General features: G+C 67.8%; 19 protein-coding genes and 1 pseudogene. 12 read left to right on the forward strand and 8 right to left on the reverse strand.

Going from position 1 to position 20,466, the window contains the following annotated elements; genetic code table 11:
• Positions 1-50: 50 nt before the first annotated feature.
• Positions 51-1,409 (reverse strand): aspartate aminotransferase family protein, encoded by a 1,359-nt coding sequence (locus ACWMMN_RS17210; RefSeq protein WP_174991683.1) that lies wholly within the window; start codon positions 1,407-1,409, stop codon positions 51-53.
• A gap of 437 nt (positions 1,410-1,846) precedes the next feature.
• Here ACWMMN_RS17210 and ACWMMN_RS17215 point away from each other — a divergent pair, with 437 nt between their 5' ends.
• The gene (locus ACWMMN_RS17215) at positions 1,847-2,425 is read left to right on the forward strand and encodes a CS1 type fimbrial major subunit (protein ID WP_256087043.1); all 579 of its coding nucleotides are present in this window, start codon (positions 1,847-1,849) and stop codon (positions 2,423-2,425) included.
• 263 nt (positions 2,426-2,688) lie between these two features.
• A complete protein-coding gene (locus ACWMMN_RS17220) occupies positions 2,689-4,686 on the forward strand; it encodes a glycoside hydrolase family 28 protein (protein ID WP_340625572.1) in 1,998 nt (665 codons plus the stop codon).
• Positions 4,687-4,838: 152 nt separating this feature from the next.
• Here ACWMMN_RS17220 and ACWMMN_RS17225 read toward each other — a convergent pair whose 3' ends face one another.
• Positions 4,839-5,348, reverse strand: a complete 510-nt coding sequence (locus tag ACWMMN_RS17225) for a GNAT family N-acetyltransferase (protein ID WP_256087045.1) — start codon at positions 5,346-5,348, stop codon at positions 4,839-4,841.
• Positions 5,349-5,475: 127 nt separating this feature from the next.
• The gene (locus ACWMMN_RS17230; protein ID WP_059238429.1) at positions 5,476-6,114 is read right to left on the reverse strand and encodes a helix-turn-helix domain-containing protein; all 639 of its coding nucleotides are present in this window, start codon (positions 6,112-6,114) and stop codon (positions 5,476-5,478) included.
• Between the two features lie 275 nt (positions 6,115-6,389).
• Here ACWMMN_RS17230 and ACWMMN_RS17235 point away from each other — a divergent pair, with 275 nt between their 5' ends.
• From ACWMMN_RS17235 to ACWMMN_RS17245, 3 genes are all read left to right on the forward strand, one after another.
• On the forward strand, positions 6,390-6,743 hold the full coding sequence (locus ACWMMN_RS17235; RefSeq protein ID WP_059238431.1) for a RidA family protein: 354 nt from the start codon (positions 6,390-6,392) through the stop codon (positions 6,741-6,743).
• A 31-nt stretch (positions 6,744-6,774) separates the two neighbouring features.
• Positions 6,775-8,025 carry an NAD(P)/FAD-dependent oxidoreductase gene (locus tag ACWMMN_RS17240; RefSeq protein ID WP_059238433.1) on the forward strand — a complete coding sequence of 417 codons (1,251 nt, stop codon included), beginning with the start codon at positions 6,775-6,777 and terminating at the stop codon, positions 8,023-8,025.
• Positions 8,026-8,131: 106 nt separating this feature from the next.
• Positions 8,132-9,523 carry an amino acid permease gene (locus ACWMMN_RS17245; protein WP_256087048.1) on the forward strand — a complete coding sequence of 464 codons (1,392 nt, stop codon included), beginning with the start codon at positions 8,132-8,134 and terminating at the stop codon, positions 9,521-9,523.
• A gap of 88 nt (positions 9,524-9,611) precedes the next feature.
• Here the strand turns inward: ACWMMN_RS17245 and ACWMMN_RS17250 are convergent, their stop codons facing one another.
• On the reverse strand, positions 9,612-10,262 hold the full coding sequence (locus ACWMMN_RS17250; protein WP_059238436.1) for an outer membrane lipoprotein: 651 nt from the start codon (positions 10,260-10,262) through the stop codon (positions 9,612-9,614).
• 466 nt (positions 10,263-10,728) lie between these two features.
• On the opposite strand from ACWMMN_RS17250, the gene ACWMMN_RS17255 reads away from it, so the two are divergent.
• From ACWMMN_RS17255 to ACWMMN_RS17265, 3 genes are all read left to right on the forward strand, one after another.
• On the forward strand, positions 10,729-11,928 hold the full coding sequence (locus ACWMMN_RS17255; RefSeq protein WP_174991680.1) for an amidohydrolase family protein: 1,200 nt from the start codon (positions 10,729-10,731) through the stop codon (positions 11,926-11,928).
• A gap of 66 nt (positions 11,929-11,994) precedes the next feature.
• Positions 11,995-13,179, forward strand: coding sequence for an amidohydrolase family protein (locus tag ACWMMN_RS17260; protein ID WP_059240870.1), 1,185 nt, complete (start codon positions 11,995-11,997; stop codon positions 13,177-13,179).
• Positions 13,180-13,235: 56 nt separating this feature from the next.
• Complete coding sequence (locus ACWMMN_RS17265) at positions 13,236-13,709, forward strand: nuclear transport factor 2 family protein (protein ID WP_059238440.1); 474 nt, start codon at positions 13,236-13,238, stop codon at positions 13,707-13,709.
• Positions 13,710-13,769: 60 nt separating this feature from the next.
• On the opposite strand, the gene ACWMMN_RS17270 is transcribed toward ACWMMN_RS17265, so the two are convergent.
• A complete protein-coding gene (locus ACWMMN_RS17270) occupies positions 13,770-14,633 on the reverse strand; it encodes a LysR family transcriptional regulator (RefSeq protein ID WP_059238442.1) in 864 nt (287 codons plus the stop codon).
• Positions 14,634-14,818: 185 nt separating this feature from the next.
• Here ACWMMN_RS17270 and ACWMMN_RS17275 point away from each other — a divergent pair, with 185 nt between their 5' ends.
• Positions 14,819-15,493, forward strand: a complete 675-nt coding sequence (locus ACWMMN_RS17275; RefSeq protein WP_174991678.1) for an ankyrin repeat domain-containing protein — start codon at positions 14,819-14,821, stop codon at positions 15,491-15,493.
• A 383-nt stretch (positions 15,494-15,876) separates the two neighbouring features.
• Here the strand turns inward: ACWMMN_RS17275 and ACWMMN_RS17280 are convergent.
• A pseudogene (locus tag ACWMMN_RS17280) lies at positions 15,877-16,002 on the reverse strand (helix-turn-helix domain-containing protein); the annotation flags it as partial.
• A 468-nt stretch (positions 16,003-16,470) separates the two neighbouring features.
• On the opposite strand from ACWMMN_RS17280, the gene ACWMMN_RS17285 reads away from it, so the two are divergent.
• Complete coding sequence (locus tag ACWMMN_RS17285) at positions 16,471-17,274, forward strand: ABC transporter substrate-binding protein (RefSeq protein ID WP_059238446.1); 804 nt, start codon at positions 16,471-16,473, stop codon at positions 17,272-17,274.
• Positions 17,275-17,305: 31 nt separating this feature from the next.
• On the forward strand, positions 17,306-18,154 hold the full coding sequence (locus tag ACWMMN_RS17290; RefSeq protein WP_059238448.1) for a phytanoyl-CoA dioxygenase family protein: 849 nt from the start codon (positions 17,306-17,308) through the stop codon (positions 18,152-18,154).
• 75 nt (positions 18,155-18,229) lie between these two features.
• Here the strand turns inward: ACWMMN_RS17290 and hutC are convergent, their stop codons facing one another.
• Complete coding sequence (hutC, locus tag ACWMMN_RS17295; protein WP_174991676.1) at positions 18,230-18,967, reverse strand: histidine utilization transcriptional repressor HutC; 738 nt, start codon at positions 18,965-18,967, stop codon at positions 18,230-18,232.
• Positions 18,968-18,997: 30 nt separating this feature from the next.
• The gene (locus tag ACWMMN_RS17300) at positions 18,998-19,540 is read right to left on the reverse strand and encodes a helix-turn-helix domain-containing protein (RefSeq protein ID WP_048246144.1); all 543 of its coding nucleotides are present in this window, start codon (positions 19,538-19,540) and stop codon (positions 18,998-19,000) included.
• A 134-nt stretch (positions 19,541-19,674) separates the two neighbouring features.
• Here ACWMMN_RS17300 and ACWMMN_RS17305 point away from each other — a divergent pair, with 134 nt between their 5' ends.
• On the forward strand, positions 19,675-20,457 hold the full coding sequence (locus tag ACWMMN_RS17305) for an aldolase (RefSeq protein WP_342705486.1): 783 nt from the start codon (positions 19,675-19,677) through the stop codon (positions 20,455-20,457).
• The last annotated feature ends 9 nt before the right edge of the window (positions 20,458-20,466 follow it).

Here is a 20,466-nt window from a genome sequence, read left to right on the forward strand (position 1 = left end):
GCGTGCGAGGTCCCGGTTCGCGTCGATGCGCGAGCCGGGACCACGTCACGTCACACCAGCTCGCCGAGGCAAGCGTCGAACTGCGCGACGAGCCGGTCGACATCGTCGGCCGTCGTCTTCGGGCACACCAGCATCATGTTGTGGAACGGCGTGATCAGCACGCCGCGATTCAGCAGATACAGGTGCACGATGTGTTCGAGTTCGCTGTCGAGCTGCGCGCCGGCGAACGTGCCGTTGCGTGGTGGCGTGGGGGTGAACTGAAACTCGGTGCGCGCGCCGATGCGCGTCACGCACCACGGCAGCCCGTGTTTCGCGATCGCCTGCTCGAGGCCCGTCGCCAGTCGCGCAGCGAGTTCGAACATGTGTGCATACGCGGCGTCGGTCGCGACTTCGGCCAGCGTCGCGCGCATCGCATGCATCGCGAGCATGTTCGCGGTGAGCGTCGTGCCGATGCCCGAATGGCCGGGCGGCGCGTTCAGCTTCGCCTGCTTCGCGCGTTCGGCGAATTCGGCGCTGAAGCCGTACACCGCGCACGGCACGCCGCCGGCGATCGGCTTACCGACCACCAGCATGTCCGGTTCGAGATCGTGCGCGACCGCGTAGCCGCCGGGACCGCTGCTGATCGTGTGCGTTTCGTCGATCACGAGCAGCGTGCCGTAGCGGCGCGTCAGTTCGCGTGCGGCTTCCCAGAAGCCCGGGTCGGGCAGCACCATCCCGATGTTCGTCATCGCGGGCTCGGCGAGCACGCATGCGACGTCGCCATCCTTCAAGGCCGCCTCGAGCGCGGCCAGGTCGTTGAATTCGACGACGCGCGTGTTCGCGAGCAGGTCGTAGGACTGCCCGAGCAGGCTGTCGCGCTGCACCGGGCGGCCGTCGACGAGATCGACGAACACGTCGTCGACCGTGCCGTGATAGCAGCCGTTGAATACGACGATCGTGTTGCGGCCGGTGGCCGCGCGCGCCCAGCGCAGCACGAAGCGGTTCGCGTCGCTCGCGCTCAACGCGAATTGCCACACCGGCAGCTTGAAGCGGCGCGCGAGTTCGCGCGCGACCCAGGCGGCGTCTTCGCTCGGCAGCATCGTCGTGTAGCCGCGCGTGGCCTGTTCGACGAGCGCACGGGCGACCGGCTCGGGCGCATGGCCGAACATCGCGCCCGTATCGCCGAGGCAGAAATCGACGTAGCGATGGCCGTCGACGTCGGTGAACGTCGCGCCGCGCGCCTCCTTCACGACCAGCGAGAACGGGGTCGACCAGTCCTGCATCCAGTGCAACGGCACGCCGAACAGCAGGTGCTCGGACGCTTCCGCGGAGAGGGCGCGGGAGACCGGCATGGCTTCGGTGAACGCTTGGCGCTCGCGATCGAACAGCGCGCGGGCGCGGATGAGGTCGACTCCGTGGCGGGAAGGCAAAGGCAGCTCCTGGGCTGTGAACAAGAGGAAACGATAGCGCGTGCGGCGGGGGGCTGAACAGACGCGGAATTACCGAGGCGGGTTGATGGCGGAATTCGCCGGCGCTTCCTATTTGATTTCAAGATGGAACAGGTGAACGAAAGCCGCACGAAACCGTGAAGGTTTTCATGGATGTTTAACGGGCTTTTCGTGGCCTATCGTTGTTGCATGTCATGGCGCGATGGGTTCGCGCGAGCACGCCAGTATTGGCCGGCGCGCGAATCCGGTAGGTGGTTGCGATCGAATCCGGCCGACTCGATCGTTCGCGCACGCGGCTGGACGCAGCGAATTCGACGGGGGCTTGCCGGCAAATTTCGGGATAGTTGGGTTCCGGAATTGCCTGCGACGGGACGGATTCGGGCGCCCGATTCCAACGCTCCAGAATGCGGGACCGCACAATGAAAATCCGAATCCATCTCGCCATACTCGTCGCCTGCAGCGCATTGACCGGCATCGCTCACGCAGGCTCGACATCGCCGCACGCGGTCGTCAAGAAAATCAGGTTGACCGCGAACATCGGTGACAGCCTGTTCGTGTCGAAGCCGGACAACTCCGCGTACGACGTGGTCGAGCTGAATGCGATGGACGGCACGCAGCAGACGTTCGCGACGACGCTGCCGCTCCGCGTGCGCGCGACGAATCCCGAGATCCACGTCACATTGCTGCAGCCGCTGCGGCTGTCGAACGGCCGCGACGACATGGTCAACGCGAAGGTCGTGCTGATGGCCGGTGGCGCGGGCAACGCGGACATCGCGCCCGGTACCGCTCGCCCGATCACACTGGTGAGCCCCGGACACGACGGCTTCGACGGCTACGACGAAACCCGCAACGTGAAGATCAGCGCGCAAGCGCCGGGCGCAGGTGGTGCGGTTTCGACGAACGGGTGTTATCGCGGCGACCTCGTGCTGGTGTTCGAGCCGGCTGCTTCGGCGGGACGCGAGCCGGCAACGAAGGCCGTCGCGGCGGCTGACGAGTAGCGGAAATCCCCCGGCGGACATCTTCCGCCGGGTTTTTTTAGTTAGAGTTTTTGCGCATAAACATATGACAACGTATCTCTAAAGGTGCACTTCCAGATGTGAGTATGTGCCCACATTCATGGCATTAAGTCAGTAAAAACAGGGTAAACGACAGATGTGTGTCGTGCTCCGATCGCGTCTAGACTGCGCGATGTAGTACGACGACGTATAAATCGCGATACGCCACCCGGCGCATCGATACCCCCTACACTGAAGGAGTGCCCATGGCCGCCTATCGCCGCCGTTCGTCTTCGTCTGCCCCGCCGCCCTCGTCGAGGCGGGTATCGCGCCGCGCCTTCATCGGCTGGACCGGCGCACTCGCCGGCGGCGCCATGCTCGGCGGACCGTTCGCGGCGACCCGGGCGCTGGCGGGAGGCGCCGTGTCCAATGCGTCGGCGGTCGATCTCGTGTGGGGCGAGCACGGCGCGGCGGCACGCATCGCCGCGTCGCTCGCGCATGTGTCGCGGCTCGCGCGGCGCGGGCGCGACTTCGACGTGACGCACTACGGCGCGCGCCCGTGCGCGACGGTCGCGCAGACGTCGCCGTACCCGGTGGCGAAATCGCCGGTCAGCCCGGGTTCCGAACTGACGACCGCGCCCGGCGCGTTCGATTCGCGCCCCGCGTTCCTCGCGGCGATCGACGCGTGCCGGCGCGAAGGCGGCGGCCGGGTCGTCGTGCCGTCCGGCACCTGGTACTGCGCGGGGCCGATCGTGCTGCAGAGCAACGTCACGTTCCACCTGAGCGCGAACTGCACGATCTACTTCAGCCCGAACCCGGCCGACTACGCGAAGGACGGCCCGGTCGATTGCGGTGCGAACGGCCGCCTGTACTACAGCCGCTGGCAGGCGAACGATTGCCTGAACTACGGCGCGCCCGTCTATGCGCGCAACGCGACGAACATCGCGCTGACGGGCGAAGGCCCGACGTCGGTACTCAACGGGCAGGCGATGACGCCGTTCTCCGGCAGCGGCGCGAACAGCGTCTGCTGGTGGACCTACAAGGGTTCGTCGGGCGCGTACGGCGCAAGCGCGACGGTGCCGAGCCAGGCGTATGCGAATGCGAACAACGTCGACCTGCGGATCGTCGCGCCCGCGATTCCCGACGCGCTCTATGCGTTGCTGACGTCGCCGGTCACGCCGTGGCAGCAGGACCAGAACTATCTGCCCGCGCTGTCCGAGGCCGGCGTGTCGGTCGAGAAACGCATCTTCGGCCTCGGTCACTACCTGCGCCCGTGCATGGTCGAATTCATCGGCTGCACGAACGTGCTGATGGCGAACTACCAGACGCAGAACACGCCGTTCTGGCAGCACCATCCGACCGCGAGCCGCAACGTCGTGATTCGCGGCGTGACGACCAACAGCATCGGCCCGAACAACGACGGCTTCGATCCGGACGCCTGCACCGACGTGCTGTGCGAAGACTGCACGTTCAACACCGGCGACGACTGCATCGCGATCAAGTCGGGCAAGGACCGCGACACCGAATACGGCCCGGCGAAGCGGCACCTGATTCGCAACTGCACGATGAACAGCGGGCACGGCGGCATCACGCTCGGCAGCGAGATGGGCGGTGGCGTCGAGCAGATCTATGCGACGAACCTGTCGATGCTGAACGCGAACTGGCAGACCAACCCGCTGAACATCGCGATTCGCGTGAAGACCAACATGAATCGCGGCGGCTACGTGAAGGACTTCCACGTGAAGGGTGTCGCGCTGCCGAACGGCGTGACGCTGAAGGGCGGCGGCTACGGCAGCGCGCTGCTCGCGGGCAGCCCGGTCAACGCGAGCGTGCCGCTCGGCGTCGTGACGCCGTCGGCGGGCAATCCATCCGCGGCACAGGGCGGCATCGTCACGTTCGACTGCGACTACCAGCCCGCGAACGATGCGGTGCGCACGCGTCCGCCGGTCGTGCAGAACGTGACGATCTCGGACGTGAAGGCGAGCAACGTGACGCTGAACGGCGTGACCGCGTCGTGCTTCCAGGCAATCGTCGCGCAGGGGCCGGTCGCGTTCGACTACAACGGTACGCCGCCCACGCCTGCCGTGCAGCCGATCTCCGGCGTGACGATCAGCCACTGCGATTTCGGCACGCCGGTCGCGTCGGGCACGCCGACGGTCACGTCGCCGGGGCCGATCTATGCGTTCAACGTGAGCGCGATGACGCTGACGAACGTGACGATCGCCGGGCAGGCGGTCAACACGACGATCACCGACAAGCGGTGACGCGATGAGGTGACGGAGGCAAGGCGTTCGCGTGCGGGGTGGCCGGTCGAGGCACGCGAACGCAACCGCACCGGCAAGCGCACCGGCAAGCGCACCGGCAAGCGCACCGGCAAGCGCACCGGCAAGCGCACAAGTGAGCGAACGTGAACGCGTTACGCGAGCGTCTTCACCATGTAGTGCTCGTCGTAGAACTTGCCATCGACGAACATCGAGCGCGGTTCCGTACCGAACCGCACGAACCCTTGCGACGCATACAGCCGTTCCGCGTGGCTGTTGACCTCGTTCACGCACAGCATCAGTTGCTTGCATGCCCACGCCTGTGCGGCATGCCCGGTCGCGCTTTCGAGCAGCGCCTGCGCGATGCCCCGCCCTCGATACGCGGGATCGACGAACACGCCCCAGATCGTCGCCTTGTGCGCGATCTTCGCGCGTGCATCGCGGCGCACGCCGGTGATGCCGACGAGCGTATCGCCGTCGAATGCGCCGAACACTGCGCGCTCGTGGGTCGGCGTGATGCGCGTCGCGAACTCGTCGACCGGCACCTGCGATTCCTCGTCGAGCGTCGGCAGGAAGGACGTGGGCGCGGTGTCGACCGCACGCAGGCGAACGGTCTGGAAACGGGCGGCGTCGGCCGCATCGAGCAGGCGGGTCGTGATCGTCATCGGGTGAATTCCGGTTGAGGGTCGTGCATGCCGGCGCGGGCCGCTGCGGCCGCGGGATGCATCGTCCTTATCCTAATGGGAATCCGGATCTCGCGTGGCGCCATTCGGCGGAGTTTCGCGCTCGCCGTCAGATCGCGTCGCGCGGCCGCCGCGCATCGCCGTCGACGCAGCACGCGAGCACTTCGGCATCGGTGTCGCCGAGGCTCAGGTACACGTGCCCGACCGCGCTGTCGAAATACAGGCTGTCGCCGGCGCCGAGCCGGTACGCATGACCGTTCTCGAAGCGCAGTTCCAGCTCGCCGCTCAGGACGAACACGAACTCCTCGCCGCTGTGCCGGATGTAGTCGGCGAAGTCCGACAGCTTGCGCGCATGGATCCTGCCGCGCACGGGCACCATCCGCTTGCCCGTCAGGTCGTTCGCGAGCATCCCGTACGCGTAGTTCGGCGTGTCGTAGACCATCTGCTGGCCGGCCGGCGTGAACGACGGCGTCATCGCGCCGGCCGGCGCGGGCCGGCCGAACATCGTGTCGAAGTCGAGTGCGAGCGCATGCGTGAGCGCCGCGAACTTGTCGTAGGTGAGCGCGATGTCGCCGCGTTCGGCCTTCGAGATCGTCGACACCGCGATACCGGAACGCTCGGACAGTTGCGCGAGCGTCAGGCCGCGCGACTTGCGCGCGTCGCGCAGCCGCGCGCCGACCGTCTGGTGGTCGAGCTGCGGAGCGGCGGCGTCGGAGGGCGGCGGAACGGGAGCGGTGGGTTTGGGCATGCGGATACGAATACGGCGTGAATACGGGTTTTGTCGTATACGAGAATAATTTTTCTCGTATATGATAATTTTCGTCGAAATCGCCGAGGTGGGCGTGACGGCCACTCTAGCATCGGACGGCGCGGAACTCGCGGCGCCGATGCGGCCGGCGCGAACGAGGCGGGTACGGATCGGCGCAGCTCGCCCGTGCGGCGGCTGCCCGATCATGTACGTGCCGGCGGTTTTCCTTGTCATTTCCCCGGCCCGATGCGGCCGGGCACGCGAAGGTGCAATCCATGTCCAGTGAAATCAAACGTCTGCAGACCGGCCCGCGCATGAGCCAGGTCGTGATCGCGAACGGTTTCGTCCATCTCGCCGGCCAGGTGCCCGATACGGCCGGCGCGCCGATCGCCGTGCAGGCGACCGAAATCCTCACGCGCATCGACGCGCTGCTCGCGTCGGCCGGCGTCGACAAGACGCGCGTGCTGACGGCCAACGTGTGGCTCAGCGACGCCGCGCATTTCGACGCGTTCAACGCGGTGTGGGACGCCTGGGTGCCGGCCGGCCACGCGCCGACCCGCGCGTGCGTGCAGGCGCTGCTGATGAAGCCCGGTCTCGACGTCGAGATCGCGGTGACCGCGCTCGCCTGACGCTCGCGTTGCCCGCCGCGAGGAATTCCCGATGACATTCGACACGCTCGTCCTGGGCGGCGGCATGATCGGCGTATCGGTCGCCGTTCATCTGCAACAGCGCGGCCTGTCGGTCGTGCTCGTCGACCGCAAGGCGCCCGGCAACGAAACGTCGCTCGGCAACGCCGGGTTGATCCAGCGCGAAGGCGTGTACCCGTATGCGTTTCCACGTGGCTTCGGCACGTTGCTGAAATACGCATGCAACCGCTCGCCCGACGTCCGCTATCACGCCGGTGCGCTGCCGAAGCTGATCCCGTTCCTGTACCGCTACTGGCGCAATTCGCATCCGGCGCGCCATGCCGAGATCGCACGTGCGTATGCGCCGTTGATCGAACACTGCGTGACCGAGCATCGCGCGCTGATCGAAGCGGCCGGCGCCGGCGAATTGCTGCGTGAAGGCGGCTGGCTGAAGGTGTTCCGCACGGCGGCGACGCGCGATGCCGAAACGCGCGACGCCGAGCGCTGGCGCGCCGAATACGGCGTGACGTTCGACGCACTCGATGCGGCGGCGCTGCGCGACGCGGAGCCGCACCTGAGCCGCGCGCTGCTCGGCGCGCTGCGCTATACGGATTCCGATTCGATCAGCGATCCGAATGCGCTCGTCACGGCTTACGCGCGGCACTTCGAGCAACTCGGCGGCCGCATCATGACTGGCGATGCGCTGACGCTGTCGGCCGCGAACGGCTGGCGTGTCGACACCGCGCAAGGCCCGGTCGACGCGCGCGCGGCGGTCGTCGCGCTCGGCCCGTGGTCGGACCTGCTGTGCGAACGGCTCGGCTATACGCTGCCGCTCGCGGTCAAGCGCGGCTATCACATGCACTACGCGCCGCAGCCGGGCGCACGGCTGCACCGGCCCGTGCTCGATGCGGACAGCGGCTTCCTGATTACGCCGATGACGCGCGGCATTCGCCTGACGACCGGCGTCGAACTCGGCGATCGCGACACGCCGCCCACGCCGGCCCAGCTCGCCGCCGTCGAACCGGTCGCGCGCGAGCTGTTTCCGCTCGGCGCACGTGTCGACGGCACACCGTGGCTGGGCCGCCGGCCGTGTACGCCCGACATGCTGCCCGTGATCGGCGCGGCGCCGCGCCACCGCGATCTGTGGTTCGCGTTCGGGCATGCGCATCACGGCTTCACGCTCGGCCCCGTGACCGGCCGGCTGATCGCCGACCTGATGACCGGCGCGCAACCGTTCGTCGATCCGGCGCCGTTTCGCGTCGAACGTTTCCTTCACGGCCGCTGAACCGGCGACCGTGCGCTGCAGCAGGGCGGCCGGCACACGACGCCGGCCGCTCCGTCCAGCGGCCGGCCCATCCGGCTCGCCGCAACGATCAACGACTGGAGACAACATGCAACAGCACACGATGCGGCGCGCGCTCGGCGCGCGCCAGATTTCGTTCATGGCGCTCGGCATGGCCATCGGCGTCGGCCTGTTCCTCGGCTCGGCGTCCGCGATCAAGGCGGCCGGGCCCGGCGCGCTCGTCGCGTACCTGATCGGCGGCGCGATGATCTTCCTGATCATGCGCGCGCTCGGCGAGATGGCCGTGCACCGGCCGGTGTCCGGCTCGTTCGGCGCGTATGCGTTCGAATACGTCGGGCCGTTCGCCGGCTACGTGGTCGGCTGGAGCTACTGGCTGCTGATGGTCGGTGTCGGCGTCGCGGAGACGACCGCCATCGGCATCTACATGGGTTTCTGGTTTCCGGACGTGCCGCAGTGGCTGTGGGTCGTGTCGGCGATCGCCGCGATCTCGGGCTTCAACCTGCTCAACGTGAAGGTGTACGGCGAGCTGGAGTTCTGGTTCGCGATCGTGAAGGTCGTGACGATCGTGCTGATGATCGCGGGCGGCGCGCTGATCGTGTTCACGGGGATCGGCCATCACGGCGAGCCGGTCGGGCTGTCGAACCTGTGGCGCCACGGCGGCGTGTTCCCGCACGGCGTGCTCGGTGTCGTGAGCGCACTGCCGATCGTCGCGTATTCGTTCGCGGGCGTCGAGATGATCGGCCTCACGGCCGGCGAGGCGCGCGAGCCGCAGAAGATGATCCCGCGCGCGATCAACTCGGTACTGTGGCGCATCCTGATCTTCTACGTCGGCGCGCTGTTCATCATCATGGCGCTGTATCCGTGGAATGAACTCGGCGAGCACGGCAGCCCGTTCGTCACGACATTCGAATCGCTCGGGCTGCGGCAGGCGGCCGGCATCGTCAACTTCGTGGTGGTGACCGCGGCGCTGTCGAGCTTCAACTGCATCGTGTTCAGCGGGGCGCGCATGCTGTCGAGCATGGCGGAGAACGGCCTTGCCCCCGCGTCGTTCGCGGCGCTGAGCGCGAGCGGCTCGCCGTCGCGCGCGGTGCGGGCGACGGTGCTGTTCATGTCGGTCGGGGTGGTGCTGAACTACGTGATTCCCGCGCGGGTGTTCGGCTGGCTGATGTCGTTCCTGTCGTTCGACGTGGCCGTGATCTGGGCGATGATCGTGCTGACGCACATGCGGTTCCGGCGCGCGCTGGCCGCGCGCGGCGAGACGGTGGCGTTCCGCTTGCCGGGGGCCCCGGTCACGTCGTGGATCTGCCTGGTGTTCGTCGCGTTCGTGTTCGTGATGCTCGGCGTCGATCCGTCGACGCGCGGCTCGCTGGTGGCCGGTGCGGTGGTGATGGCGCTGATGGCGATCGCTTACCGGCGTTCGCGGCATCTGCAGGCCGCTGCGCGGTCGGCGCGCGTCGCACCCGGGGCCGGGCGCGTGTGAAGGCAACGCCGACGCCGCGCCGAATCCGCTGCGCCCGACGTCGAACGTCCGACGTGCGCGCGATCAGGTCACGCGCACGCCAGCGGCATCAATAACGCGACAGCTGGTTGCCGTTGATCTGCACGCGGTCGCCCGGACGCAGGTTGCCCGGCGACTGCACGTCGAACGAGCGCATCGAGCCGTCGCTGACCTGCACGTCGATCCGGTAGCTGCTCGGTCCTTGCGCGGCGCCCATCTGCTGGCCGATCTGGTTGCCTGCCACCGCACCGCCGAGCGCGCCGATCACGGTCGCCGCATCGCGGCCGTGACCGCGGCCGACCTGGTTGCCGAGCACGCCGCCGATCAGCGCGCCGACGACGGTGCCGGCCACGCCCGACGGGCCGACCGAGCCGTTGACCGGCTGGATGTTCGCGACGGTGCCGTATTGCGCGCCGTACGGGTTCGCGTATTGCTGTTGCTGATTGCCGTACTGGTCATACGGCTGCGTGCCGTACTGCGACTGGTTGCCATACTGATCGTACGGCTGCGGCGCCTGGTTCGGATACGCCGGCTGTTGCTGCACGTAGCCCGGTTGCGAATACGCGGGCTGCGCGTAGCCGGGCGTCGCGTATTGCTGCTGCTGCGGATAGCCCGGTTGCGCGCCGTAGTAACCCGGCGCGACGCAGGCGGTCAGCGGAAGCGCCGCCACGGCGACGAGCGAGGCGAACAGAACGGTTTTCGTGGAGGGCATGCGCATCATGATGTTTCCTGCATCGGCGACGTGTCCGCCGATGGATTCCCGTCACGGGTGGCGAACTCGGCGTGAGTATAAGGAATGGCCGGATGCACGTCCGGTGCGGCCGGGTAACAACGTGTAAAGTCTGTTGCCGCGTAAATCGCCGGTCGGGCGGGGCGTTCGAGCCATCGCCAGCAAGGGCGCGAAGCGGCTTCCGGTCATCCGGGTGCCGGCCATGCGGCCCGCGCGTTTCAGGCGGCCAATCCGTCGTTTCCCCCTGCGATCGAACCCCATCGCCGCGCCAGGCCCGGCGGGCATGCGCGCCACACATCGCGAAATCGAATGCGCGGCATCGCGACATTTAATTGGCCTCGGGCGGTACCGTCCGATATCGTGGCCGCATTCCCTGCCGATGGTCGCGCCGCGCCGGCTGCGGTGCCTTCCCCTGTCCGCGCCGGTGTCGCGCAGCGGCCGCCCCACATTCCAAGCCATGACCGAACGTATTTTCATCAACGCCGTCGATGCCGGCGGCCAGCCCATCAACCTCGTCGTCCGTGACGGCCGCTTTACCGCGATCGGCGCCGATTGCGCAGCCGCGCCGGGCGCGGAGACGATCGACCTCGACGGCCGCGTCGTGCTGCCCGGTTTCGTCGACGGTCACATCCACCTCGACAAGAGCTTCGTCGGCGATCGCTGGGTGCCGCACGAATCGGTCGGCTCGCTGCGCGAGCGGCTCGCGGTCGAGAAGCGCCAGCTCGCCGCCGCGCCGCCGATCGTCGAGCGCGCCAACGCGCTGATCGCGCAGGCCGCCGCGTTCGGCACGATCGCGATGCGCAGCCATGTCGACGTCGATGCGACGACGGGTCTGTCGAACCTGCAGGCCGTGATGGCCGCGCGCGAACAATGGCGCGGGATCGTCGACATCGAGCTGGTCGCGTTTCCGCAGGCCGGCGTCGTGACGTGCCCGGGCACCGCCGGGATTCTCGACGCAGCGGTGCGCGAAGGCGCGGACGTGGTCGGCGGAATCGACCCGACGACGCTCGACGGCGACGCTGACGGCCAGCTCGACATCGTGTTCGGCATCGCCGAGAAGCGCGGCGCGAAGATCGACATCCACCTGCACGAGCCGGGCGAAACCGGCATCGCGCAGCTGCTGCGGATCGCGGCGCGCACGCGCGCCGCCGGGCTCGGCGGGCGCGTGAACGTGAGCCATGCGTACGCGCTCGGCGAGGTGAGCGATGACGACGTGCAGCGCACTGCCGCGGCACTGGCCGAAGCGGGCGTGTCGATCCTGACGAACGCGCCGGGCGACTGTGCATTCCCGCCGGTGCAGCAACTGCGCGGCGCGGGCGTGCACGTGTTCGCGGGCAACGACAACATCCGCGACGCGTGGTGGCCGTACGGCAACGGCGACATGCTGCAGCGCGCGATGATGGTCGGCTACCGGTCGGGTTTCTACACCGACGAAGCGCTCGGCGTCGCGCTCGACATGGCGACGCACGCGGGCGCGCGCGCGATCGGCAAGGAACACTACGGCATCGCGGTCGGCTGCGACGCAAGCTTCGTCGCGGTGCGCGCGCCGAACGCGGCCGCCGCCGTCGCGGGCGTGCCGGCCGAGCGCTGGGTATTCCGCCGCGGCGAAAGCGATACGGGCGCGCCGTTCGCCCCGTCGCTGCGCTTCACGCGCTGACCCATTGACCGGCGGCACGGCATGCGCCGTGCCTGCTTCGCACTGACCGACCTCACCGGAACCGACATGACGAACCTGCTGATCCGCAACGTCCGCACGAGCGCCGACACGGCGCTCGACATCCTGATCGAAGGCGACCGCATCGCGCGCGTCGGCCCGTCGCTCGACGCGCCTGCGGGCTGCGCGATCGAGGACGGCGCGGGCGCGCTTGCGCTGCCTGGCCTCGTCGAAGGCCACACGCACCTCGACAAGACCCATTGGGGGCTGCCGTGGTATCGCAACCAGGTCGGGCCGCGCCTCGTCGACCGCATCGAGAACGAACGCCACTATCGCGCGACGAGCGGCCACGACGCGGGTGCCGCATCGCTCGCGCTGGCGCGCGCATTCCTCGCGGCCGGCACGACGCGCATCCGTACGCACGTCGACGTCGATACCGAAGCGGGGCTGCGCCATCTGCACGGCGTGCTCGCGACGCGCGAGACGCTGCGCGGGCAGGTTGAAATCCAGATCGTCGCGTTTCCGCAATCGGGCGTGCTCAAGCGGCCGGGCACCGATGCGCTGCTGTCCGACGCGCTCGGCGCGGGCGCCGACCTGCTCGGCGGGCTCGATCCGTGCGCGATCGAAGGCGATCCGGTCGAGGCGGTGGACGTGCTGTTCGCGATCGCCGAGCGCCACGGCCGCGGGCTCGATATCCACCTGCACGAGCGCGCATCGATGGGCGCGTACTCGCTCGACCTGATCCTGCAGCGCACGGCCGCGCACGGCATGCAGGGGAAAGTCACGATCAGCCACGGCTTCTGTCTCGGCGATATCGCCGAACGTGAGCGCGATGCGCTGCTCGCGCGGATGGCCGAACTCGGCGTGGCCATCGTCACGACCGCGCCGGCGGCGGTGCCGGTGCCGTCGGTGGTCGCGTGCCGCGCAGCGGGGGTGACGGTGATCGGCGGCAACGACGGCGTGCGCGACACGTGGTCGCCGTACGGTTCGCCCGACATGCTCGAACGCGCGATGCTGATCGGCATGCGCAACGATTTCCGCCGCGACGATGCGCTGGAAGTCGCGCTCGACTGCGTGACGCACAGCGCGGCGCGCGGCTGCGGTTTCGCGGATTACGGGCTGCAGCCGGGCAGCCGCGCGGATGTCGTGCTCGTCGACGCGCTGACGTTCGCCGAGGCCGTCGTCGCGCGGCCGGTGCGGCGTCTCGTCGTGTCGTCCGGGAAGATCGTCGCGCGCAACGGCGCACTGGTCTGAGCGTCGCGTCGCCCCGGTATGATCCGGTTTTCAGCCGGATCTCCGGGGAGACGACGATGCGACGCACGACAGCGGCACGGGCCGCACGATGGATGGCGGCGACCCTGTTCGCCGTGACGGCCGCGCATGCGGTGGCGGCCGGCCCGGCGGACGCGCAGCAGGAAGCCAACCGGCGGACGGTGCTCGCGTTCTACGAGAAAGGCCTGAACGAAAAGGACGCCGACGCCGCGCTCGCGTATGTCGGCGATCGCTACGTGCAGCACAACCCGAATGCGGCCGACGGCCGCGACGGCTTCCGCAAGTTCGTCGCCTTTCTGCGCGACAAATACCCGCAGTCGCATAGCGAGATCAAGCGCTCGTTCGTCGACGGCGACTACGTGATCCTGCACGTGCATGCGGTGCGCGAACCGGGCACGCGCGGCAGCGCGATCATGGATATCTTCAAGCTCGAGAACGGCAAGATCGTCGAGCACTGGGACGTGAACCAGCCGGTGCCCGAGCAGGCCGCGAACGGCAACACGATGTTCTGATGCAAGCGGGGCGCAGCACGCCGCGCCCGGTTCCCTGCTGCCGAATGAAACACGCAGCGCCTACTGCCTCTCGAGTTCCAGCATGGCCGCGAGCGTCTTCGTCAGTTCGCTGACCATCGGGTCGGCGGTCGGGCGGTGCAGGATCGCGATGTCCATGTTCTCGATCGGCTCGAAGCCCTGTTTCGCGGTCAGCACGACGTGCTCGTCGGTCACCACGCGCGCGGGCAGCACGCTGATGCCGAGCCCGTCCGCGACGGCGGCCTGGATGCCGCTCAGGCTCGACGTCGTGAAGCTGATCCGCCAGCGGCGGCCGCGCTCCTCGATCGCCTTGATCATGTCGTCGCGGTAGAGCCCGCGCGGTGGAAACACGACGATCGGCACCGGGTCGAGATCGATCGACGGATGCTTCGCGCTGTCGATCCAGCGCAGCTTCTCGGGCCAGCGCACGACGGCTTCGCGGCTGTCGCGCCGCTGCTTGATCAAGACGAGGTCGAGTTCGCCGCGGTCGTATGCGGCGCTGATGTCACGGCTCAACCCGCACATCACTTCGAGCTTGACCTGCGGATGCTCGCGCTTGAACGCCGCGAGCGCGTGCGTCGTCCGGCCCGCCGCGAAATCGTCGGGCACGCCGAGCCGGATCGTCAGCGCGACCGTCGCGCCCGACAGCGCTTCCAGCATCTCGTCGTTCAGCGCAAGCATGCGCCGTGCATAGCTGAGCACCGTCACGCCCGCATCGGTCGGCCGCACGTCGCGCGTACCGCGGTCGAGCAGGCGGTGGCCGGCGATTTCCTCGAGCCGGCGCACCTTCTGGCTGACCGTCGACTGCGTCGAATGCAGGCGCGCGGAAGCCGTCGTGAAACTGCCGCAGTCGGCGACCATCACGAGCGCGCGCAACAGGTCGATGTCGAACAGGGGTCTATTCATTTCTGCACTTCTGTGGATTCGAACATTCCATTTCCAAATGCCTGCGACGACTTTTAACATGACCGGACGCCGCGGGCAATCGCGGTTTCGCCGGACCCGGCGCGGCGTGGTGGGGTGCCGTGCCGGCGCCTGACGCATCGCATCGGCCGCGCATCGGCGTGCGCGGCGCGCAAGGAGGAAACGGGATGTTTTTCAAACGGATCGCGATCGTCGGCTCGTTTGCGTTGACGACGCTGACGTCGGCCGTGGCCGCCGCCGACGGCGGCGCGCCCGAGAACCGGCTGCGCAGCGCGGCCGACCGTGGCGACGCGGGCGAAGTGCGCACGCTGCTCGAGCACGGCGCACAGATCGATTCGCGCGACGGGCAGGGCCGCACCGCGCTGCTGATCGCGACGCACGGCAATCACGCCGAGGCGGCGCGCGTGCTGATCGACGCGGGCGCGGACGTCAATGCCAAGGATGCGATCCAGGACAGTCCGTACCTGTATGCGGGGGCGCGCGGCTATCTCGACATCCTGCGGATGACGCTCGCGCACGGCGCCGATTTGCGCAGCACGAACCGGTATCGCGGCACCGCGCTGATTCCTGCGTCGGAGCGCGGCCATGTGGAGACGGTGCGCACGCTGATCGATGCGGGCGTGAACGTCGACCACGTGAATCGGCTCGGCTGGACCGCGCTGCTGGAGGCAATCATGCTCGGCGACGGCAGCGAGCGCTTTGTGCGGATCGTGCAGTTGCTCGTCGACGGGCACGCGGACGTCGATCTGGCCGATTCGAACGGTGTGACGCCGCTGCAGCATGCGCGGCAGCGCGGGTATGGCGCGATCGAGCGGGTGCTGGCGGCGGCGGGGGCGCGGTAGGGTTTAGCGGGGGCAGGAAGGTGCTGCGGTTGGATCCACACTTTCCGATAGAGGTGCAGCGCCTGCGACCATGCGGCAAGGTTTTTCCAGATGGACCGCAGCGGGGTGCCAGAGCGTTCCGCGGCTTCCTCGGCCGCCTGCACGACGACGGGGAGCGGCACCTCGTCGAGAATGACGGCGAACTGCGATGCATACCCTGCCGGGATGTGCCCGGTGGCCAATGCGTCGACCAGTCGCTGCTCGGTCAATTCACCTTTGCAACTGACGTTTGCACTCACGACGGCCTTGTAGAGGTCCTTTTGAGCGGGCCGCGCACGGGTCACGAGTTCGATGCCGAGCAATGCGAGCAACGGAATCAGCTTGTTGATGCCGAGCTCGTTGAGCTTGCCCGATTCGAGCTGGTTGACGGTGAGGCGAGACAGCCCGGCGAGCTTGGCCAATCGGGCCTGTGTGAGGGCGAGTTCCGCTCTCCGTTTCGCCACGGCCTGACCGATCTCATTGAGTTGCATGCGGGCCCCCAGGCACGGATTCAGCAGCGCATGAATATAAAGGGCTATCTTGCATCGTCGAACGCGTTATCGTGTTCGAGCGATTTGCCATACGGTATAGGGCGCGTTGTCAACGCCGCCGATTCAGCATCGGGCGCGCCTTCACGTCGATCTCCGGTATAGACACCCTAATCCAGCGAACATCCGGAAAAACGCGCTCTGTGGCTGAGGGGCGTCGCGCAGGGTAAACACCCGAAAACCCCGCGATAAGGCCGCCAATCAAGCGCGATCCCGCTTGCCCGGTCCCCCTCGCCCGTCAATCCGCCACGTCCCCGCATTCCTCCGCTTGCGCTCATAAATTGAGCGGTCTAGACTGCATCGCAGTTTCATCGAAGTCCCGTCTTTCGCGCACCGTGCCGGCGTCCCGGCGCGGCGCCCACCACCGGACGCCGGCGTTGCCCGCCGCGTCGAGACCTTCAAGGACACGCCATGAACCGCACTGCAAAGCTCCTCGTTACCGCGCTGGCGTTCGCGCCGCTCGTGTCGTTCGCCCAGGACACGTCGACGATCCGCTGGGGTATCGACCCCACGTATCCGCCGTTCGAGGCGAAGCAGCCCGACGGGTCGCTCGCCGGCTTCGACATCGACCTGCGCAATGCGATCTGCGAGCAACTGCATGCGAAGTGCGTGTGGGTCGAGCAGGGCTTCGACGGGATGATTCCGGCGCTGCGCGCGCGCAAGTTCGACGTGATCATGTCCGCGATGACGGCCACCGACGAGCGGCTCAAGCAGATCGACTTCTCGAACAAGCTGTATGCGTCGCCGGGCGCGCTCGTTGCGCCGGTCGGCTCGAAGCTGCTGCCGACCGCCGCGTCGCTCGCGGGCAAGCGCATCGGGATCGACCAGGGCACGACGCAGGAGGCGTATGCGAAGGCCGAATGGGCGACCCAGGGCGTGACGATCGTCTCGTACCAGAATCAGGACCAGGTGTACCAGGATCTCGTCAACGGCCGCCTCGACGCGACGTTCCAGGACAAGACGCAGGCCGGCTACTCGTTCCTGAAGACGCCGCGCGGCAAGGGCTACGCGTTCGCGGGCCCCGACGTGACCGACGTGCGGATCACCGGCTACGGCGTCGCGATGGGCGTGCGCAAGGGCGACGCCGACATGAAGAAGCGGCTGAACGACGCGATCGTCGCGATCCGCGCGAACGGCACGTATCAGAAGATCGCCGCGAAATACTTCGACTTCGACATCTACGGCACGAAGCAGCAGCTGACTTCGGCACCGTGATTCCGTGACTCATTCCATCGACAGGCACACCATGACGAGTATCCACGATCGCGTCGCGCAAGCCGTGACGCCCGAACTGATCGCCGCGTTCCGCGAGGAAGGTGCGGTCTGCATCAAGGGCATCTTTTCGCCCGACGAAGTGGCCGCGCTGCGGGCCGGCATCGATACGAATCTCGCGCAGCCGAGCGAACGCGCGAAAGTGGCGAGCCGGCCCGACGATCCGGGCTGGTTCTTCGAGGATTTCTGCAACTGGCAGCACAACGACGCGTATCGCGATTTCATCGTGCGCTCGCCGGCGCCGTCGGTCGCCGCCGCGCTGATGGGGACCGAGCACGTGCGGCTGCATCACGACCACCTGCTCGTGAAGGAGCCCGGCACGCGGCAGCGCACGCCGTGGCACCAGGACCAGCCGTACTACAACATCGAAGGCGACGACAACGTCAGCATGTGGATTCCGGTCGATCCGGTGCCGCTCGAATCGACGCTGGAGTTCGTCGCGGGCTCGCATCGCGGGCCGTGGCTGATGCCGCGCACGTTCATGGACAAGGAGGCGAAGTGGTTTCCGGAAGGCAGCCTCGCGGACCTGCCCGACATCGAAGCCGACCGCGCGGCGTTCCCGATCCGCCACTGGGCGCTCGAGCCCGGCGACATGGTGTGCTTCCGGATGCTGACGCTGCACGCGTCGGGCGGGACGCAGAACCGCCGGCGAGCGTTCTCGATCCGCTTCGTCGGCGACGATGTCCGTCACGCGCCGCGCCGCTGGAAGACGTCGCCCGATTTCCCCGGGCTCGCGGAGCAGCTGGCCGACGGCGCAACGCTCGACCACCCGCTGTTTCCGGTCGTATGGTCGCGCGGCGCGGGGCAGGTTGGCGCGATCTGAGCCGCGCCGGTCACGAACACGGCGGCCGTTTCATCACGAAACGGCCGCCCGGTGCTTGTTGCGGATGACGAACGGTCAGGTCGGGTGGCGCCCGGCGCCCGGCTTGAAGCGCGAGCCGAGCCGGTAGCGGTTGCCCGGATGCAGGAAATGCACGAACGTGACGGGCAGCCCGTCCGTCCAGGTGCGGCGCGTGAGCGTGAGGCACGGCTCGTCGGCGCGCATGTCGAGCAGGCGCGCCTGCTCGGCGGTCGGCAGCGACGCGTCGACAACGTGCTCGATTTCCAGTTCGTAGTGCGACACGTTGTTGAACAGGTACTCGGACGGCGGCTCGGCCTGGAAATCCTGGTCGATGAAGCCGGGCGCGGCGGCCGGGTTCACGTAGCGGTCCTCGAGCTGGATCGGGCGGCCGTTTTCCTCATGCACGCACACCACATGGAAGACCGGCGTGTTGACCGCCAGGCCGAACGCGGCCGCAACGTCGAACGACGCAGGCTCGCTCGACCGGCTCAGCACGCGACAGCGATATTCGTGCCCGCGTGCGCGGATTTCGTCGCGGATGTGCGCGATCATCAGCAGGTTCGACTGCGGCTTCACCTCGGCGACGAAAGTGCCGACGCCCGCGATGCGCTTGAGCACGCCTTCCTCGGTCAGCTCGCGCAGCGCGCGGTTGACCGTCATGCGCGCGACGCCGAACTGCGCGGCGAGATCGAGCTCGGACGGGATGCGGTCGCCGGGGCGCCAGTCGCCGGACTCGACGTTCTGGCGAACGAGCGTCTTGATCTGCTGGAACGGGGCGGTGGCCTTCGTGACCATCGGGGATCCTTGCGCGAAGAAGTGACGAGGCTAGTCGTCGTGACTGACGATGACCAGGATCTCCGCCTGCGCGGTGCCGAGGCTGCGCGTGCGGTGCGGGATGAGTGCGTTGAAATAGACTGAATCGCCGGTCTTGAGTTGCACCGTCTCGTTCGGAAATTCGATTTCGACGCGCCCCTTGTGCACGAACAGGAATTCCTCGCCCTCGTGCTCGCGGAACGTCGACGCGACGAATTCGTGCGGCGGGTGCACGACGAATGGCAGCATCTTCTTCGGCGCGACGCCGGCCGCAATGCTTTCGAAGCGGTGCGCGTGGCTGTCGGCCGCCGCGCCCATCGCCGTGCGCTCGCCGGCGCGCGTGACCGTGATCAGCTCGCGGTTGTGGCTTTCCGAGAACAGCTGCTCGACGTCGACGTTCAGCGCCTTCGACAGCTTCAGCGCGACCGCGATCGACGGCACGCTCAGGCCGCGCTCGACCTTCGACAGGTAGCTCTTGGTGAGGCCCGTCTCGTCGGCCAGCACATCGAGCGTCCAGCCCTTCTGTTTTCTGAGCAGCTTCAGGCGAATCGTCATGGGGCGCCAGGTGTCCTTCGAAAAACCGATTGTAACGCATGACACAAAGTGTCCTGTGGTGTATCGTGTGTCACGTGGTGCCGGGGAAACGGCCGCGGACGGCGCGGCAGACCCGATCCAATCAGGAGGCGAACATGGCGGAAACGCTGCATTTGACGAAGGACGCGCTGGTCGCGCTGGCGGAGCGGCGGCTTGAGAGCGAAGTGGGCGACAGCGGCTGGTCCGCGCGGCAGAAGCTCGCGCTCACGTGCCGGATCCTGTTCGACGCCGGTCACGACTCGGGCCTGGCCGGACAGATCACCTGCCGTGCGGCCGACGCCGGCACGTATTACACGCAGCGGCTCGGGCTCGGGTTCGACGAGATCTCGGCCGCGAACCTGCTGCACGTCAACGAGGATCTCGACGTGGTCGACGGCGAAGGGATTCCGAACCCGGCCAACCGGTTCCATACGTGGATCTACCGTGAGCGCCCGGACGTGAACTGCATCATCCACACGCATCCGGCGCACGTCGCGGCGCTGTCGATGCTCGAGCAGCCGCTCGTCGTGTCGCACATGGACACCTGTCCGCTGTACGACGATTGCGCGTTTCTGAAGGACTGGCCGGGCGTGCCGGTCGGCAACGAGGAGGGCGAGATCATCTCGAAGGCGCTGGGCAGCAAGCGCGCGATCCTGCTGTCGCATCACGGCCAGCTCGTGGTCGGCAAGACCATCGAAGAGGCCTGCATTCTCGCGCTGCTGATCGAGCGGGCCGCGAAACTGCAACTGCTCGCGATGTCGGCCGGCGAGATCAAGCCGGTGCCGCCGGCGCTGGCGAGGGAAGCGCACGACTGGATCTCGAAGCCGAAGCGCGATGCGGTGACGTTCGACTACTACGCGCGCCGCGCGTTGCGTACACATCGGGACTGCGTCGCGTGAATGCGTACG

The organism is Burkholderia cepacia complex sp. TUM26381, from assembly GCF_057439935.1.